16 protein-coding genes are annotated in these 17,473 nt (G+C 55.1%); 7 read left to right on the top strand and 9 right to left on the bottom strand.

What is annotated here, in order from left to right:
* The 5 genes from B4F73_RS10680 to B4F73_RS10660 form a co-directional block, all read right to left on the bottom strand.
* Positions 1-421, bottom strand: a 421-nt coding sequence (locus tag B4F73_RS10680) for a hypothetical protein (RefSeq protein WP_290479809.1), incomplete at its 3' end; no start/stop codon positions are given.
* Positions 422-667: 246 nt separating this feature from the next.
* Positions 668-2,026 carry an ABC transporter ATP-binding protein gene (locus B4F73_RS10675; protein WP_290483226.1) on the bottom strand — a complete coding sequence of 453 codons (1,359 nt, stop codon included), beginning with the start codon at positions 2,024-2,026 and terminating at the stop codon, positions 668-670.
* A gap of 73 nt (positions 2,027-2,099) precedes the next feature.
* Positions 2,100-2,903, bottom strand: a complete 804-nt coding sequence (locus B4F73_RS10670; RefSeq protein ID WP_290479807.1) for an ABC transporter permease — start codon at positions 2,901-2,903, stop codon at positions 2,100-2,102.
* A gap of 159 nt (positions 2,904-3,062) precedes the next feature.
* A complete protein-coding gene (locus B4F73_RS10665) occupies positions 3,063-4,301 on the bottom strand; it encodes a glycosyltransferase (protein ID WP_290483225.1) in 1,239 nt (412 codons plus the stop codon).
* Between the two features lie 2 nt (positions 4,302-4,303).
* Positions 4,304-5,188: a 6-hydroxymethylpterin diphosphokinase MptE-like protein gene (locus B4F73_RS10660; RefSeq protein WP_290483224.1), complete on the bottom strand. Its 885-nt coding sequence runs from the start codon at positions 5,186-5,188 to the stop codon at positions 4,304-4,306.
* 360 nt (positions 5,189-5,548) lie between these two features.
* On the opposite strand from B4F73_RS10660, the gene B4F73_RS10655 reads away from it, so the two are divergent.
* Positions 5,549-6,118 (top strand): SIS domain-containing protein, encoded by a 570-nt coding sequence (locus B4F73_RS10655; RefSeq protein WP_198019706.1) that lies wholly within the window; start codon positions 5,549-5,551, stop codon positions 6,116-6,118.
* 25 nt (positions 6,119-6,143) lie between these two features.
* On the opposite strand, the gene B4F73_RS10650 is transcribed toward B4F73_RS10655, so the two are convergent.
* From B4F73_RS10650 to B4F73_RS10635, 4 genes are read right to left on the bottom strand one after another with little or no spacing between them, the layout of a single operon-like run.
* Positions 6,144-7,319 carry an SGNH/GDSL hydrolase family protein gene (locus tag B4F73_RS10650; protein ID WP_290483223.1) on the bottom strand — a complete coding sequence of 392 codons (1,176 nt, stop codon included), beginning with the start codon at positions 7,317-7,319 and terminating at the stop codon, positions 6,144-6,146.
* 38 nt (positions 7,320-7,357) lie between these two features.
* Entirely contained in the window at positions 7,358-9,199 is a 1,842-nt protein-coding gene (locus B4F73_RS10645) for a carbamoyltransferase family protein (RefSeq protein ID WP_290483222.1), read from the bottom strand.
* A gap of 3 nt (positions 9,200-9,202) precedes the next feature.
* Complete coding sequence (locus B4F73_RS10640) at positions 9,203-9,355, bottom strand: DUF5989 family protein (RefSeq protein ID WP_198019707.1); 153 nt, start codon at positions 9,353-9,355, stop codon at positions 9,203-9,205.
* 1 nt (position 9,356) lies between these two features.
* Positions 9,357-9,767, bottom strand: a complete 411-nt coding sequence (locus B4F73_RS10635) for a hypothetical protein (RefSeq protein WP_051607441.1) — start codon at positions 9,765-9,767, stop codon at positions 9,357-9,359.
* A 411-nt stretch (positions 9,768-10,178) separates the two neighbouring features.
* On the opposite strand from B4F73_RS10635, the gene B4F73_RS10630 reads away from it, so the two are divergent.
* From B4F73_RS10630 to B4F73_RS10605, 6 genes are all read left to right on the top strand, one after another.
* Positions 10,179-12,188, top strand: a complete 2,010-nt coding sequence (locus tag B4F73_RS10630; protein ID WP_290483221.1) for an acyltransferase family protein — start codon at positions 10,179-10,181, stop codon at positions 12,186-12,188.
* 83 nt (positions 12,189-12,271) lie between these two features.
* Positions 12,272-13,150, top strand: a complete 879-nt coding sequence (locus B4F73_RS10625) for a 6-hydroxymethylpterin diphosphokinase MptE-like protein (RefSeq protein ID WP_206991134.1) — start codon at positions 12,272-12,274, stop codon at positions 13,148-13,150.
* Positions 13,151-13,152: 2 nt separating this feature from the next.
* Entirely contained in the window at positions 13,153-14,355 is a 1,203-nt protein-coding gene (locus tag B4F73_RS10620) for a glycosyltransferase (RefSeq protein WP_290483220.1), read from the top strand.
* 25 nt (positions 14,356-14,380) lie between these two features.
* Complete coding sequence (locus B4F73_RS10615; protein WP_290479801.1) at positions 14,381-15,352, top strand: class I SAM-dependent methyltransferase; 972 nt, start codon at positions 14,381-14,383, stop codon at positions 15,350-15,352.
* A gap of 32 nt (positions 15,353-15,384) precedes the next feature.
* The gene (locus tag B4F73_RS10610) at positions 15,385-16,923 is read left to right on the top strand and encodes a glycosyltransferase (RefSeq protein ID WP_290483219.1); all 1,539 of its coding nucleotides are present in this window, start codon (positions 15,385-15,387) and stop codon (positions 16,921-16,923) included.
* Between the two features lie 21 nt (positions 16,924-16,944).
* On the top strand, positions 16,945-17,473 hold a 529-nt coding region (locus tag B4F73_RS10605), incomplete at its 3' end, for a hypothetical protein (protein WP_290483218.1).

Below are 17,473 nucleotides of genomic sequence, written 5' to 3'. Positions count from 1 at the left end.
AGCGGAGATCGTTTCCGAGCGCGCTTCGGATTGACGTGGTCGCAGTAGCTGCGGCTTGGACTTCTTCCTTGCCGAAGAAGGTTTTTAGGTTCTCTTCGCTCAAGGCAAATTCGGTGAGGAATCGAACGTCATTTCCAAGCGTGCGACGGATGGATGTGGTCGCGGTTGCGGCGGCCTGAATTTCCCCATTTCCGAAGAAGGCTTTTCGATTTTCTGCGGATAAAGCCGATTGCACAAGAAAACGGACATCCTTGCCAAACTTGTCGCGGATGCCACTCTGCTTTGATGCAATGGTCCGGATACGGCCATCCGCGAAGAACGCATTGCGATTCTTGTCGGCCAAGACTGAATTGATCAGGAACTCGACATCTCTGCCAAGCCTTTCCCGTATCCAGGGCAGGGCAAGAAATCGATCGCGCATACTGGGTCGGCTGGCCACGCCATCGAGGAGCTCCGGCGAATCATCGACGAACGCGCTCAAAAGATCAGATTTTTCCTCAGCAGATGTCGTGCGTTTGACTTCAGCCAGAAGGAGTTGCCTGAACCTGCTGCTTTTCAACAGCAGTCGGCAGAGTGTGGAAATCAGTCTCTTCATAATCGGGCGCTTTGGCTATTTGCGATGAGGAATGGCGGCAGTGTATCTGACCCGCCCGTAGAATTTGGGGCGTTAATTCGACACTTTGAAGATATTGTATTGATACTGCATGCTGATCGGGTTCCACACCATAAAGCGATTGGGTGATACTTTGAGTTCAAGGATCGCGTCGCGCCACAGATATGCATTGCCTTCGTGGATGGATATCGTGACAACATAATACCCGGCGGCAAATGGAATGTCGGCAATATTCACACGACACAGGACCCTGCTGTCGCCATTCTGCTTCAACAGATCACCGTTCAAGGTGGAGATGGTTGAAAGGCGTTTGCCGTCCTTTGTGTGGAAGACGAGAGAGACGTTCAAGTCGTTGATTGGTCGTTGTGGCGTGAAGCCGAATTCAATGGCGAATGGCTTGTTTACCTGAAGCGCATTGGTCGGCTGTCCCTCCGAAAGCACGACAGCGCGGAAATCCTGAAAGCCGGTAGGTTCTATGTGCCCACCATAAAGCTCTTCGACCTGATTTTCGGAAATGGTTGGTCGTTTCCACTGAAGCTGTGGGTTCTGGGCCAGGAAGCTCTTGTCGGGATCGTCGATGACCTTGTTGTCCTTCGGCGTCAGATTGCTCCAACGCTGCGCGACTTTTGCCGAAAGGGGCCGGGCAGGCTGTGTAGGAGCGTGCTGCATCGGGGGGCTGGCCTCGGTCAGGGCCGCTGCTGGCTCTTCATTGCGCGACATCTCCTGATCAATGAATTCGAGATATTGCGCCGTCACCTGGTCAACCGGACCATCAGCCTGCAGTTCGCCCGCATGAATCCAGAGTGCACGGTCGCAGAACTGCCGGATGCTGGTCATCGAGTGTGACACCAGCAGCATGGCAACTCCCTGCTGTTTCATGGCCTGCAAGTGCAGCTTGCATTTGTTCTGGAAGGCCAGGTCTCCCACGGACAAGGCTTCATCGATCACAATGAGATCGGGTCGCAGAAATATGCAGAGGGCGAAACCAAGCCGCGATTTCATGCCGGAGCTATAGGTTTCCACTGGTCCATCAATAAAGGCGCCGACCTCGGCAAAGTCTATGATCTGTTCCACAAGCTCTGGACTGCGCTTTGGACTGATTCCGCGCATGCGCATGCCGTTGAGAATGTTTTCACGACCACTTAGCCGTTGATTGAATCCCGCCCCCAGATTGATCAGCGCCTGGATCTCGCCATTGATTGAGACGTGACCCTTTGTCGGCGCAAGAAGACCGGACAGCAGCTTCATGAGCGTTGTCTTCCCGCTGCCGTTTCGGCCGATCACGCCCACGGCATCTCCGGGACGAATATCCAGGCTCACATCACGCAGGGCCCAGAATTCTTCTTCATCGCGGTCATGCTTTGGAGGGAGGCAGAAGATGTTGCCCAATATGTCGTTGAAATTACGCGACACATTATTCTGCCGTCGTCTGGGAAAACTACGGCCGATCTGCGAGGCGGAGATGATGGGGCGTTGCGTACTCACGTCAGACATAAGCTCTCATGGTACGATGATAAGCGAACCAGCTAACGCAGAAGAGCGCCATGATGCCGAGGGCAACATAAAAAAGCGGCAGGATGTGGGACAGGCTGGGCGAGAGCAGGCAAAAGCGCAACTCCTCAATTGTCAGAGCAACCGGATTGCCATGCTTGAAAATGGCGAGCCCTCCGGTGAGCGGGAAGACCGCGCCCGAGAGGTACAGCATCGGCCGGGCAATTACGCCAACGGCCAGCTTCAAGTCGCCGGAAACGAGCGTAAATGGCGCAAAAAACAGACCTACCGCGACTCCGCCGAGGGCGCAGATTGGCGACATGGCAATAAACAGCAACGCATTCTGCCATTCCAGCAATCCCTGAGCGGCCGCGAGGCCGAGCACGATTGGGACTCGCATGCAGAGCAGGAACAGGGATCTGAACACCATGGCCATCATCAGGCTTTCAGGCGGCATGGCATAATTGCCGATAAGTCCACTCGCGCGCTGAAGCGATGTCAGGGACATCATCATGCCGTCGAAGAATGTTTGCCAGATCAGGATGCCACTGACAGCAAAGAGGGAAAACGGCATGTTGAGCCCGCTGACTTCCAGCGACCCACTGCTGCGCAGGGCGATGAAAACGCCAGCGATTGCGAGGGGCTCGATAAAAGCCCAGAACAGGCCCATCTTCGTGTGAACATATTCGATGCGAATATCTCGGGCGGCAAGGTTCCAACCCTGTCGTGGTGCGCTGGAGACTCCGCCGAACATGTCGGCGAGGGTCTGCTTTGCCTTGCTGAAAGCCGTTGAACTCAACTGCACTACTCCTTCGTCTCCATTATCGTCATTGACGCAATGGGCCGATGTATTTTTACGGCTCGAAATGCGGACACCGGACTTTGGTCCGGTTTCGGGTATTTTTCGCTGGTTTGGAGTCGCAGGCAAGGCGGTCAAACATGAAAAATAAAATAGAATTCAAGGTTTTGTGGCCTTTTTGTGTGGTTCCGTCTGATGGGCTGTGCTCGCCACAGATTCAAACAGCGCCACGATCCGTGACGCACTTGCTGACGGGTTATGCCCCCGCGATACGCGCTTTGACAAGTTCTCATCAACGGTCCTGCTGGCCGTCACCAGGGCGCTGACGTCGCGGCCCATTGCCTTTGCGTCGAAGTCGGCAATGAGATGTCCGGCTTCATAATTCCGCACAAGGTCAGCAGCGCCGCCCCCATCCGCAAAGGCCAGCACAGGCACCCCAAGCATGCCGGCCTCAATGGCGACGCGCGGATAGGGGTCTTCGCGCGAAGTTATCAGCACGGCGGACGCTCTGCGAAAGTAAGCATATGGGCGAGCTTTGACGCCTGGAAACAGCACATCTGATTCAATGCCAGCCTCATGGACGGTGTGCTTGAGGTTTTGCATCATCTCGCCATCGCCGAGCCATGCAAAGACCAGCCGGCCAGCGCCGTCATGCCTGTCGAGGGCTGTTTTGGCAGCCTCGACGAACAGGTCAGGTCCCTTGCGAGGGATCAGGCTTCCAGCGCCAATAATGAGTGTGTCCGGATCGCCCAGTTTCAGGTCGTCATTCACGTCGCCCCGCGCTGCATCAGCGACGGCCATTTGCTCCGGGGTTATTTTAACGGCCGGAGGTTCGACCCGCAGTTTTGCGTCCGGCACGGAGAAGTCCTGCGACAGGTCCTTCATGACGCTGCGGGACGCGCACAGAAACATGTCCGTCTTGTTCATCGTGCTCTTGAGACGCCGCGCATCAAGCGCGCGGATTGTCGGCCCCATTTCACGCACGTGCGTGACGATTGGGGTGTCGAGATCAAGCTCGTCAACGACATCGCCGCAATGCGTTGTATTTGCGTAGATGATGTCGGGCTTCCAGTTCCGGATCTCCTGTCGGAGTCTTGTGGTGCGCTGCCGATCTTGCCGTCCGAGACAATAGGGTCTGTCCGGCGAGCGCACGCATTTTATTGCCAAGAGTGGGTCGAATCGCAGGGCTGTGCTCAATCCGTCGGACAGGTCGAATTGCGGTGAATCGCGCCAGATATGGGTTGGGGCCGTTTCGCGATAGGCCTCGCCCAACTCGCCATCGCGCCGCAGGATGATCGTCAACTCATGGCCCAGCGATATCATCTCCCGCGCCAATTGCAGCGCACTGATCGGGGCGCCGGTACGATCGGCAGCATGGGAAATCATGAGAATGCGCATGGCTATGACTTGTCAGGGAACAGTGAGTGAAAGTCGACCCTGTCGAACACGTCCAGCTTTCCCCCGATACCCGCATTGTATATGCGGCGCCCTGCGTCTTCAAATGCCGTGCGGGCAACGCCAAAGGCCTGATTTTGCAGGTCGAAATTTGGTATGCCGATGACATCCCCGACCTGGTAGTAGTCTTTCGTGAAATGCGCCTGATTCACCAGATCGATATTCTCTTCCGACACGTGGATCTTACCCGGCGGGAATTGTTCAGCCAGCGGTCCATAGTCCATGTCTACGCCGATCAGATAAACCGGATCGCAGCCAAGATGGTAGGCGAGTTGGAGCGCGATGTAACTGATTGTGGATCCAAGGTAGACCGAATGAGAAAAGTCACGCGAAAACTGAATGCCGGGATCCGTCCAATAGGCTTCGTCGGCAAGCCGCGCATTCATGAACAGAAGGTCGTTCCAGGGGCGTGCGATCCCATGCGCATTGTAGATGGCGGCAATCTTCAGCGGACCATATATGTTTCGAATATCCTGACCACGAATTTCGGTTTGCTCAATGTCCTCGAATAACAGGTAGTCCGGGGTAAAGCCCCATTCCTGAAACGCCTTGTAGGCGCCGTTTGAGGCGATCGTGATTTCGTTCTTCAGCGCGGAAAGGTCCATATCGCGAAGGCTGGGGCCATTGCCCAGCACGAAGGCACGGCGGCCCTTGCCCGAATTCTTCAGTGCCGCCAGCTTGCGCTCGTCACCCGGCACGATGCCAATGCGAAGACCGCGTGCATCCCGTTTCAGGCCGATGCGGTCAAAATAACGCTGGCGGGCATCGCGCAGGCGCAGATACCCCAGTGGGTACTTCCATTTGGGAAAGTGGCGGGACCAGCTGATCATTGGGCGACCACTTTGGTACTGAGAAGAACAGGTTGGCTTGTGAGATCGGCGAGATAGCGGCGCATGATCATGGATAAGGGCTGTTCATGATCAGGAATAATACACATGAACTCAAAGCGATCTTTTGGCGAATCGGTCAGGGCGAAAGCACCTGCACGCTAGACGCCTCCGATCCCCGTTTCAATCTGCTAGCAGGTCAGGCGGCTGCGTGTGTTCAGGCGCCGCTGGTGATTGAAGTGTTCAAGCGCTGTGGCAGTCGGCCATCATACTTGATAATTTGAGGGACACGGCCTATCGCTGGCCCGGACGAGCCCTGACCTCTTCTGGGGGCGCAACTTACAGATTGAAAGTGAGACTATCGTGGCTGCAGATACCCAGTTCCTGAACGACTATTTCGGCAGATTGGAAACCTTCGCGCGCCCCAATGACGCGGTATTCGAGCAATTGGGGCAGGTGCGAGACCTGTGGGTCCGGTCGAAAAACGCAGGTGGCAAGGTGATCTTCATCGGCAATGGTGGGTCTGCGGGAATTGCATCGCATCTCGCGATTGATCTTGGCAAGAACGGCCACATTCCGGCGGCATGTTTCAATGATGGTGCCCAAATCACCTGTCTCTCCAATGATTACGGATTTGAGAACTGGATTGCCCACGCTTTGCGCATTCAGGGCAAACCAGAAGATACGCTGGTTGCGATCAGTTCGTCCGGTGGCTCAAAGAACATTCTCAATGCCGTCGAGCAGGCTCGCAAAATGGGGATTTCCGTTACGACGTGTTCCGCAATGAACCCGGAAAACCCGCTTCGCAAACTCGGAGATGTAAACCTCTGGGCTGACAGTCACGCCTACAATATCGTCGAGACGGTTCACCAGTTCTGGATGATGGCCGTTATCGACATGATCATCGGCAAGGCCGAGTATCCGCCGAATTGATCGGCAAAAATTTCAGATACCAGAGCTATTGTTCTGGTGTCTGGCCTAGGGCGGATTCGGCAAGTGCCGGTGAAGAATCCAGCACAAAAAGTGTTTCGAATACCGTATCGCCAATCAGCTTGTTTCCCTGATGGTTGGGGTGGCGGGGATCGTGGTAAAGGTCTGTTTTTCCCGCAAATACGTCGCTGATGTCCGTGCAGTACATAAGTTCTTCGCAATGGCGGCGTGCTGCCGTGTAAAAAGCTACCGCTTTTTCAGCGTAGTCAGGTTTTGAGCTGAGCATTGCGGCGTAAAGCTCAGCTTCCGAATCTGTCGGTATGTAACCTGGTTCGATTCCCATGGCTGGCTGCAGGAATACATGGAAGCGTGCGCCCATTTGCGCGCTGGCCGCATTCATCAGCTCAACGTTGCGGCGCCACATCTCTGCATCTGTCATTTCGTAGCTAGAACCTGCTGTCACGGCGAGCTGAGTGTCTTTCTCGCCGCCTGATCTCATGGCGGCCAACAGGTTCGGCATGAAACGTGGCGGTTGGTGTCCTTTGCCGGCGAGTGTTCTGAGCATCACGAGCTGATAGGGGCTGACCATGGGGTGCTCGCGCAGGCTGTGTGAGAAGTTCAGATCATTGACGCCGCTGAGTGAGACCACAACATCTGGCGCAAGCGCCGGGACATCGCGAATAAGCTTTAGCAGTTCCTGATTGGTCGAGTATCCGGATACCGCGCCATTGTAGACGACCGCAGGTCCTGTCGGGCCTTCATTGAGGCGCGTGAAAAGGGTTTCGCTCCAGGCCCCCCAATCGCTCTCATAGTAGGGATCGCTCGTACTGCCACCGAGCACAACCAAGCGCAGCGCAGCGCCACTCGTCTCGTCGCCTGACGTCCGGAAACCGGGCCGGCGCCAAGCGGGCTCAGACGTAGGGCCGCCTGCCGGTCGCGCATATCCAAGTTGCGGGTCGAGTACGTTCAGTCCCTGCGACAACCGACGGTCTACGACGGTTTCCTTTTTGCCCTGCTTGTCGGAAGACTGCCAGACCAGTGAGTATTGAGGTGCACCCTTTGCGCCCAGATACGCTCTCGCCATCAGGTCGGTAGCCAACAACAGAATCAGCGTTGCCAAGATTGTGAGGATACCGAGCACGATCTTTGCCTGACGGCTCAAGACAACGCTATGCGGTGTTTCCGAAAGTGGTTGTTCGTTCATGTCTCAGGCACCGCTCGGTGTTGTCTTTGGTGATCGTGTCAATCGAGATCGAAAGCGTTCTTGTAGTCAAGCACGAGGGCAGGATCCTGATCCGACTTGCGCAGTATGGCGCGGCCGCAGACCAGTAGATCCATCTCCGTTCCCATCAGGCAGCGGAATGCGTCGCCAGGAGATTCCACAATGGGCTCCCCGCGAACATTGAAACTGGTGTTCACAACAACTGCGCAGCCGGTCCTTTGCTTAAACGCGCTGAGCAGCTTGTGGTAGAGCGGGTTCGTCTCGGCATGCACCGTTTGCACGCGCGCGGAATAATCAAGATGGGTTATTGCCGGGAGCGTCGAGCGGATGTCGTTCACGCGATCGGTGCCCTGTTTGGAGGAGCTGTCTGACTCAGGCTGTACGCGCAGTCGATCGACAACATCCGCGACGAGCAGCATGTATGGACTGTCGCTGCTCAGGTCGAAATAGTCTGCTGCATCTTCGGCCAGTACGGACGGGGCAAAGGGGCGGAAACTTTCGCGAAACTTGATCTTCAGGTTCAGGTTGCGCTGGGTTTCGGGATTTCGTGGGTCGGCAATGATCGACCGGCCGCCCAATGCGCGAGGGCCAAATTCCATACGCCCCTGAAACCAGCCAATTGCCATACCGCTATCCAGCGCTTTGGCGGTGGTTTGGATCATCGTGTCCTCGTCCACGACCTCGAATGCAGCGCCGGCTGAGGTCAAGGCTGCGTTGATATCTTCCTGCGAATAGTCCGGGCCGAGATAGGCGCCGCTCATGGCATCGCCGTCACCCGTCAGGAGGCGATCGGTGTCCAGATAACGATGGTGGGCCAGCAAGGCCGCGCCGAGCGCGCCGCCGGCATCACCTGCTGCGGGCTGGACCCAGATATTCTTGAAGTGGCCGTCCCGCAGGATTTTGCCATTGGCAACACAATTGAGGGCGACGCCGCCGGCCATGCAGAGATTGTCGATAGCGAACTCAGCGTGTAGCGCGCGGGTCATGCGCAGCATCACATTCTCTGTCACTTTCTGGATCGATGCAGCCATGTCGAAGTGGAACTGCGTCAGCTGGCTCTCAGACGTGCGCGCAGGCTCACCAAACAGGTCATGGAAAGCCTTGTTGGTCATTCGCAGGCCGGTGACATAGTCGAAATAGCGCATGTCCAGCCAGAAGCTGCCATCATCGGCAATGGAGATCAGCTTCTCTTCCATGAGGTCTGCAAATCGCGGCTCGCCATATGGTGCGAGCCCCATAACCTTGTATTCGCCGGAATTGACCTTGAAACCGAGATACCCCGTGAGCGCGGAATAGAGCAGGCCCAATGAGTGTGGGAAGCGGATCTCCCGAATGCGCTGTAATTCCTTGCCTCTGCCGACAGAGACCGACGTGGTGGCCCATTCGCCGACCCCGTCCATTGTCAGGACAATCGCTTCGTCGAAAGGCGAGGGATAAAATGCCGATGCCGCGTGACTGTCATGATGCTGGGCAAACACCATGCGGTTGCCCGCATCAGGATCATTGAAATCATCCCGGAATATCTTTGCCATGTTCGACTTCTGGAAGAGCTTTCCCTTGATCCAGCTCGGCATGGCGATCGCAAATGTCTTGCGACCGCGCGGCGCGCTGGTCAGGTAGGTCTCGATCAGGCGTTCAAACTTGAGCAGCGGTTTCTCGAAATAGGCGATGTGTTGCACGTCGCTGAGTTCGATGCCCGCTTCGTCGAGACAATAGCGCGTCGCATTTGACGGAAAGCCGGCATCATGTTTGACCCGGGTGAAACGTTCTTCCTGGGCGGCTGCGACGATCTTGCCGTCACACAGCAGAACGGCCGCGCTGTCATGGAAGTAGGCTGAAATGCCCAGGATATAAGTCGGCATCACTTAGAACAGGGAGTAGATGAACGGGGCTAATGGTGAGCCTTGTGCAAACACCAGCGCCCCGCCAATCAGCAAAACGAACAGGAATACAGGCAACAACCAGAATTTCCTGCGTTGCGAAAAGTACAACGCCAGCTCTTTCAGAATCTCTTTCATCTCAGAACTGTCTCTCCATTGCGGCCCGGTCCTGAGGATCCGTCGATTCGCACCAGTATGAGCCGGTTTGGGGCCTCTTGTGAATGCGCAATGGATCGCGCCCCATACGCAAGAGCAGGCCGTAGGGCGTAATGAAGCCGTAGTACATGATGCCCATCACAAGCGGGTTGACGATCTTGGCCAGACCCAGTGCAAGCAAGCCCCACAAATATGCGAGTCCCTTCAGCCAACGCGGCGCGACGAAGGCGACGAGCGCAAACAACAGGGCTGCGCCCGCTAGGGCCAATGATAGCTGAACATGGTTGCGCAGCAGGACGGCCGCGATCGCGGAAACGGCTGCGAATGTGTATCCGACACTACGGGGGGAGGCCGGTGGCGGCGCAGTGTGTTCGACCTTTTCGAAGGCACTCATCCTGTCGTCCCGCTTCTCACTTCGGCTTCGCGCTCGTCTACCCCGATTGGTTCCTGGCGGCAATGCAGGGACGGTTCAGGCTCGCCTGCTTGTGAACTGGAATTGCCGTTGCGGGTACCTTTGGCTCCTGAGTATCTGGTCAAAAATTGTCACCTTTGAGCGAATTTCTGGGCTGCTGGGAGGCGTACTTGATTAACTCAGTGACACGCCTTAACGCTGGCCGGAATGGGCTCTGACCTCAGACAGGTTTGGGGGCGTTGATCCAAGGTAGAGGTGGCCACAGTTGCGTATATCGGGTTTCGCAAAACTGGTTCGCAAGTCGGAGCAGGCGCCACTGACGTGCCCGATGCAGGGTGAGATACTCGGTGCCGTGTGCTGTGAATCATGTAGATTGTCATTTGGGGGGCTGATTTGACTGCGGAACCGCACCCGGCGCGAGCCAGCGAAAGCACGTCGCAATACCGACCCGATATTGACGGTCTAAGGGCGATCGCTGTCCTAAGTGTTCTATTTTACCACGTAGGGTTCTCCACGTTTGCTGGCGGATTCGTTGGGGTGGACGTATTCTTTGTGATCAGTGGATTCCTTATCACGCGGCTGATCTACAATGAATTTGAGGCCACAGGCGAATTTCGGTTTTCCAGATTTTATATGAGACGTGCCAGACGGCTGTTCCCAGCCATGTTTGCGACCTTGTTTGTGACGAGCATCGCTGCGGTGATCTGGTTTTCGCCGACGGATTTGGAGCGATTTGGCGGTGCGCTAATTCATGCGGTCGCGAGCTTGTCAAACATATTCTTTTGGAATGAGAGCGGCTACTTCGACGTCGATGCGCAGATAAAGCCGTTGCTCCATACGTGGTCTCTCAGTGTTGAAGAGCAGTACTATATCTTCTGGCCGGCCATCCTGGTTCTTCTCCTGAAGAAGACCGGAACTCGCTGGACCTTCGCAGTCTTGATTGCGTTAGGACTGTTGAGCTTCCTCTTGAATTTGGATGTCGCCTCTCAAGATAGTCGCGTTCTCAATCAGGCTTTGCCGTTTACGACGGGTTGGTTCAGTGAAGAACGTGCATCTATCTTCTTCCTGACACCGTTCCGGGTATTCGAATTTGTAATAGGCGGTGTTCTTGTCTGGGGTGTCCGAAAGCGTCCGGGAAGCGCACTCTTCCATGCAGCGGCAACGCTCATAGGACTCGTGATGATTTCCTACAGTGTTCTGGTTTACACGGAAGACACGCTGTTCCCGAGCTACAACGCCCTTCTGCCCTGTGTCGGCACCGTCCTCATTATTTATAGTGGGGACAAGGCTGGGCTTGTGGGAGCACTTCTCCGAAATCGGCTGTCGGTGGGAATTGGCCTGATCAGCTATTCGCTTTACCTGGTTCATTGGCCGGTTTTTGTTTTTTATCAGTATCAGAAGCGCGTCCCAATCTCTGTTCTTGAAGGCGTGGCCATCTGCGCGGTTTCGATCGGCGCTGCTGTGGCGATGTACTTCTTTATAGAGAAGCCGTACCGCAGACCTGAGAAGGTGGATGGCAACACGCTATCGGGAGGAGCATTCGCTGCCGTTTGTCTCGGTTGTGCTGCCGTTGCGATGTATTCGGGCGCAAGCATGTGGGCGAATACAGGTTGGTCATGGCGTTACGGTCCGGCCGCCAATATGGATATCCTGGATTTGAAAGAGCTTCAGGTGCAAACGGTTGCCTATAGCAACCAAAATACGCGGAAGGCTCACTTCTCGAGTGAAAAGCCAAGAATTCTCGTTATCGGCGACAGTCATGCGCGAGACATCTCAAATGGATTGTCGCAGCTATTGTCGGCGACACACGAAATCCGAATGCAGCATGTCGAAGAAGCTTGTTGGGTCATGTCGACCCAATCTCCTGAATCTTGGAAAGGCACGAAATGCGCCAAGCCGCTATCTGAGCTGACGGCAAATGATATGTTGAAGACAGCGGATATTCTCTTCATCGCCAATTGGTGCGTTGCAGAGGACATGGATGGGATTGAAGATTTCGTTGCGCTGCTGAGACGCAAGAATCAGGCTGGTGAAGCTTTGCCGATCATCTTCATGGGGCGCAGCGTGAGTTTTACGTCAAAATTTCATGCTGAAGCTCTGGATTTGATCAGGTCGGGTAGTACCGTCGATGATATAAACAGATTGGCGTACGAGCGCTTTTACAGAAGTGCGGCGCGTCAGGACGATTTGTCGAGAGCTCGAATTCAGGCGATTCCCGACGTAAAATATATTTCGCGAGTTGAGACGTTATGTTCTGAAAATATGTGCGATTTTTTCATGAATGATCGTCAGTTGGCTGTTTGGGATGGGTCGCATCTTACTCTTGATGGCGCTCAGATGGTCGTATCCAGAGCTCTCAAAAACCATCCGGAAGTATTAGGTATAATTGGGGGGCGGGACTGAATCCGCATTTCAAAGATCGATTCATGTACGCAAGTGAAGGTTCCCGGCTGCAGGGAACAAAGTTGAAGTTAGGGACGCCCTAGATGATTGTTTGGACCAACAGGTTTCCTGAAAAGGAAAAGGCCGCCGGCTATTTGCGTCTCGTGCGGGCGCGTATGAATTTCTTTGACCAGATCAAGCCGGGCCGTAACGGCGCTGGCAAGTTCGGGTTTTATCGCCGGCCGGGATTCCAGACCACGCTGCGCCACATGCGCAACAAGCACCAGGGCAAGCCGGGATTCATTATCGGGAATGGTCCGAGCCTGAAGGAAATGGACCTGACGCCGCTGCGAGACCAGATCACGTTCGGGGCCAATGGCATCTACCAGATGTTCGACGAGTGGGGCTTCCACACCAAATATCTCCTGTTCGAAGATACAGAGCAGACCGAGTTGCGCCGCAAGGAAATCCACAATGTTGTGGGGCCGACCAAAATGGCGGCGATCTACAACGCGTACTGTTTCAAGAATTTCGACGACACGCTGTTTTTCAACGCGCGCCGGGGCGACCCGTACTATTTCGACGAAATGGGAATCCAGTTCTCCCGTGACTTTTCCAACATCGTGTATCTGGGCTCGACCATCACTTACATCGCGTTGCAGCTGGCCTACTATCTGGGCTGCAATCCGGTCTACCTGATTGGCGTCGATCACAGTTATGGTGCGCTGGCCAAGAATTTTCCACCCGGCAAGATCGAGGTGACCAAGGAGAACTACGAACTCGTTCGGCAGTGCCACATGAACCCCGATTATTACCAGATCGGAGACGTGATCGGCGTGCCAAACACCTCACTTCAGGACAAGGCTTATGAAGTGGCCGCCGACGCCTACAAGCAGGCTGGCCGCGAAATCTACAATGCCGGCGTCAACAGCTTCCTTGATGCATTTCCCCGAACCGATTTTGACAGCATTTTCAAAAAGTAGACATGACCGAAAAGAAACGCATCCTGTTCATATCGCATCACGGCACGATGAGTGGCGCGCCCATAAGCCTGCTTACGCTGATGAAGCATTTTGCCGCCAATCGGGACTGGGAATTCCAGGTTCTGATGCGCAAGGAAGGTCCGCTGCGCAGTGAGTTTGAAAAACTCGCGCCAACTCATGTCTACTACCAGCATTTTCTGGATCCGGCCGATATGCGCCCGGAAGGGGCGAAACGACCGCCTCTGCCAGAAGACGTTCGGCGGCGAAAATTCCGCCAGTGGCGACATGAACAGCGCCTGCGGCTGAAACTGCGTCAGTTCAAGCCTGATCTTGTGTATTCCAACACGACTGTGAACGGGGACTTGCTGGCCAAGCTAGGCATGAAGGCACCGACGCTTATCCATGTGCGGGAATTATGGACGACGATCGCGCTGTACAATCAGGTGCAATTGAATGCGTTCAAGCAGCCGGATTACAAATATTTCGCCGTTTCCGAATTTGTTCGGAATTATCTGAAAGATACATTCTCCATCGCACATGAGCGCATCGGGATCGTGCCCGGCTCCATGGAGCCGGAAGTTTTCGACAAGAAGGCTGAAGATCTGACCGTCGGCGAGATGCGCAAGGAACTCGCGCTGCCTGAAGATGCTGTGATCATTGGCGGTCTGGGGTCAGTCGATAGCCGGAAGGGGGTCGATTACTTCGTCGATACCGCCCTGGATGTCCTGCGTTCCGAACCGAAGGGACGGCCCGTCTACTTCGTCTGGATCGGTGATGGCGGTATGCGGCAGGATATGTTGAAGAAAGTGGAAGATGCGGGATTTTCCGGTCGGGTCGTCTTCCCGGGCGCGCGCAAGAACCCCTATCCATATTTGAAACTGTTTGAAATTGGATTGATGACATCGCGCGATGACCCCTTTCCACGCTCGGTCATGGAAATGGCTGCGTTTGGCGCGCCGATTATCTGTTTCAAGGGTTCAGGCGGCGCGGCCGAATTCGTGCTGGATGATGCCGGGATTGTGCTGGATGATTTCAGCGCAGCTGACATGGCCGACGCCGTTCGAAGCATACTGGCGAATGACGCGGCAAAAGCAGCTTTTGCAATTGCTGCTCGCCGCAAAGCGCGCGAAGACTATGAGACGACACGTATAGGAAAAAGTGCTGCCATCCTGCTCGACGAGATGATGGCAAGCGCACGTTCCTGAGGCTTGAACCAAGTGGGGTAATCCAGTGACGGATGTACAAGACAACAAGGATGAACTTGAAGTGCTGCAGAAGGAAAATGCTGCATTGAAAAAGATAGTCCGCTCGTTGAAAGACAAGATCAACAAGGTCGGTGCCGATGACGAGAAGAGCCCGCTATGGCGCGCACTTGGGCATTTCTATTCTCCGGTCGCCAACATTGAAGACATCAAGGCCGACGAAGAGCGAATCTTCAATCGTGATCGGCGTACCCTGCCGGGCATCGGCCTGAACGAAGACAAGCAATTGGCCGTGCTTGAAGAGTTTGCGTCCTTCTATGACGATATTCCATTTGGCGACGAGCCTTCTGACAAGATGCGCTACGGCTTCCTGAATGGGGGCTACTCCTACTCCGATGCCATCTCGCTTTACAGCATGATGCGCCGCGTCAAACCCAAGCGCATCGTTGAGGTCGGGTCCGGGTATTCCTCGTGCTGTATGCTCGATACCAATGACGCGTTCTTCAATGGTGATATCGATATCCGTTTCGTTGAACCGTATCCGCAATTGTTGAAGTCGCTGGTGCGTCCGTCCGATCTCGAGACCCGTGAAATCATCGAAAAGCGGGTTCAGGATGTCGATATCGAAGTCTTCACCTCGCTGCAGGAAAACGACATTCTGTTTGTCGATTCGACGCACGTCTCTCGCGTGGGCAGTGATGTGAACCACATGTTCTTCGAGATACTCCCGCACATCAATGAGGGGGTGTACGTCCATTTCCACGACATCCACTATCCGTTCGAATATCCCGAGCATTGGGTGTATCAGGGCCGCTGGTGGACGGAGACCTATCTCCTTCGGGCGTTTCTCGAATTCAACAGCGACTTCGAAATCGTCTACACGAATACATTCATGCAGAGGTTCCACCGCGAGTTCTTCGAGGAGCGCATGCCATTGTGCCTGAAGAACCAGGGGGCCAGTATCTGGCTTCGGCGCAAGAAAAAGTCGGCTGAAGAGTAGACTTGTCCGCACGTGCTTGTTCAGGGGCTGGCATGAAAATCCTTATTTGCAGCATCATGCCTCAAGGCGCCTATTCAGGTGGGCGCTACCATGCATGGATGATGGCACAGGCGTTTGCGGCGCTTGGTCATCAGGTCACGTTTTGGACGAACAATACGCCGATCTTCATTGACGACTTCGAAGATTTCGACTTCGGAGATCGGTTTGTGTTGCGACTGACGCGGGATTTTTCGGACACGCCCGATGGGCCATGGGATTTTGTCTGGATTATTCCGCACAAGCATCCGCCAGTGAAAGTGTTCCGGCGGGCGCTGGACATTTCCGTTGCAAACAAGGCGAAGCTCGGAATGCTGAGTTTCGAGACCCCGAACTGGATTGCGAAGACGGCAGAGCACGGCACAAACCAGAAGCCGTGGGACGCATGGAAGGCTATTGGGCCGCATTTGGATGTGGTTCTCGCGTCGACACTGGAAGGTGAGACGCATGCGGAAGAGTATTTTGCAGGTACAGGCGCCCGCTTTCACCACATCAACCCACCCATCAATGACCTGGCCGCTGCAGAAGCCAAATCCCTTGCGGTAAAGTCCGAGGATCGCCGATCTGTCATCTGTATCACGCGTTTTGGCGGCGCTTTCGGATACAAGGGTGGCATGGAATTGCTCGATCATGCCGGACCCGCCCTGTCGGGATGTCGGCTGACATTTATTGTCGGCACAGCGACGATGGATGAATCCGTTGCTTCTGCTTACCATACATGGGGCGAAGAGCACGATGTGGAGGTCCGCTTCCAGCATCGTGTGACTGATGTCGAGAAGTTCAAACTGCTATACGAAGCAGATTTGATGCTCTTTCTGTCGAGGTTCGAGGGGTTCGGGTATCCACCGGTCGAGGCGCTCTATTGTGGCGTGCCGTGTGTCGTGTACGATCTTCCTGTGTTGAGAGAGGTCAGCGGGGACAAGCTGATTTATGCGTCAATGGACGAGCCAGAAGAGCTTGCGCCCATTATCTCCGATGTGCTCGACAATCTGCCTGCACGTCAGTCCGAAATCCGGCAGCATGATTATTCCAGCTTGGGCTTTGATGCTTATGTCCGCCTGATCGACGATCTACTCGGACGCGAGGCCGAGTATGCACCCAAGGCGAACGTGACCTCCGAAGACGAGTTGCAGGCAACACGCAAAACGCTCGTCGCTATCGACCAAGCGACCAGGAAACCAGTCGCGCGCCGCGGTACGCCGTCGCTGAAGCACAGGGTCAAGCAGAACTTCGTCCGCTTGCTTGCTGGAACATTTCGCCGTGTGCCTGTCCTGAGGAAACTGTTCGGTCAGGCAATTTTGTCTCATCACAATCTTTCTCTTCTTCTGGAAGACCGGGCGATGGCGAAGCTGATGTTCGAGAACAGGAAAGCGCTTACGCTGGCCATTCGGCGTAATCCAGGATTCCTCAAGCATCTCATGCTCTCACCGCAAGCGCAGGAACTGCTACCGGAAGTGTTGGCCCGCCTTCGGGAGAAAGAGGCAATTTCCGTCTCTCAGATTGCTGCGGTAGTTCAAGAGACGAAGAATAGTTGAGTATGTTCACGGTATTGTTCAATGAGCGCTGATGGTGTGCCCAGCCACGACGACCGTCTGCAGGGTGCAGGGGATCGTGCCTTCAGGGTACTTGTCCTGTTCTTGACATTCGACCCCGAGAAAACCAAAGGCGTGCGTGCGGTTCTCGGAGATTTCTTTAAGGCGCGAGAAGGCATAGAGTTCACGGTTGTTGAGATCGACAATGCGAACGAACAACGCGAGTGGCAATCAGCATCGACTGAGGGCTGGCCATGCCGCGCCTTTGCGGTCGGCGGCGATAATACAGCTCATGAGTTTACCGGCTGGGATCGCGGCTGGCGCGAAGTTCGGGCGAGGCTGCCGGAAACGTTCGACGTCGTATTGATGGTCAATGATGCCCTGGCCAATTCGAAGCCGCTGGAGGCGCTGGAAGCGATCGACGCCGACATTATCCGCCAACTGCCAGCACAGAAAACCGTGTTGGGATGGGTAGATACATTCTCTCGAGTCAATCCGGATCCGCTCGATACGCTGGCCCAGCCAATGCGTATCGGCGGGCAGGCCTGTCGGA

This window comes from Hyphomonas sp. UBA3601, from assembly GCF_002375605.1.
Classification (GTDB): domain Bacteria; phylum Pseudomonadota; class Alphaproteobacteria; order Caulobacterales; family Hyphomonadaceae; genus Hyphomonas.
The sequence above is the reverse complement of the archived record's forward strand: the minus strand, read 5'-3'. Positions and strand labels throughout refer to the sequence as shown.

What these genes read in the sequence shown, in the direction of transcription:
- B4F73_RS10665 (WP_290483225.1), bottom strand. Translation starts at nt 4,301, where the DNA reads ATGCGCATTCTCATGATTTCCCATGCTGCCGATCGTACCGGCGCCCCG.
- B4F73_RS10660 (WP_290483224.1), bottom strand. Translation starts at nt 5,188, where the DNA reads ATGATCAGCTGGTCCCGCCACTTTCCCAAATGGAAGTACCCACTGGGG.
- B4F73_RS10650 (WP_290483223.1), bottom strand. Translation starts at nt 7,319, where the DNA reads ATGAACGAACAACCACTTTCGGAAACACCGCATAGCGTTGTCTTGAGC.
- B4F73_RS10645 (WP_290483222.1), bottom strand. Translation starts at nt 9,199, where the DNA reads ATGCCGACTTATATCCTGGGCATTTCAGCCTACTTCCATGACAGCGCG.
- B4F73_RS10640 (WP_198019707.1), bottom strand. Translation starts at nt 9,355, where the DNA reads ATGAAAGAGATTCTGAAAGAGCTGGCGTTGTACTTTTCGCAACGCAGG.
- B4F73_RS10635 (WP_051607441.1), bottom strand. Translation starts at nt 9,767, where the DNA reads ATGAGTGCCTTCGAAAAGGTCGAACACACTGCGCCGCCACCGGCCTCC.
- B4F73_RS10625 (WP_206991134.1), top strand. Translation starts at nt 12,272, where the DNA reads ATGATTGTTTGGACCAACAGGTTTCCTGAAAAGGAAAAGGCCGCCGGC.
- B4F73_RS10620 (WP_290483220.1), top strand. Translation starts at nt 13,153, where the DNA reads ATGACCGAAAAGAAACGCATCCTGTTCATATCGCATCACGGCACGATG.
- B4F73_RS10610 (WP_290483219.1), top strand. Translation starts at nt 15,385, where the DNA reads ATGAAAATCCTTATTTGCAGCATCATGCCTCAAGGCGCCTATTCAGGT.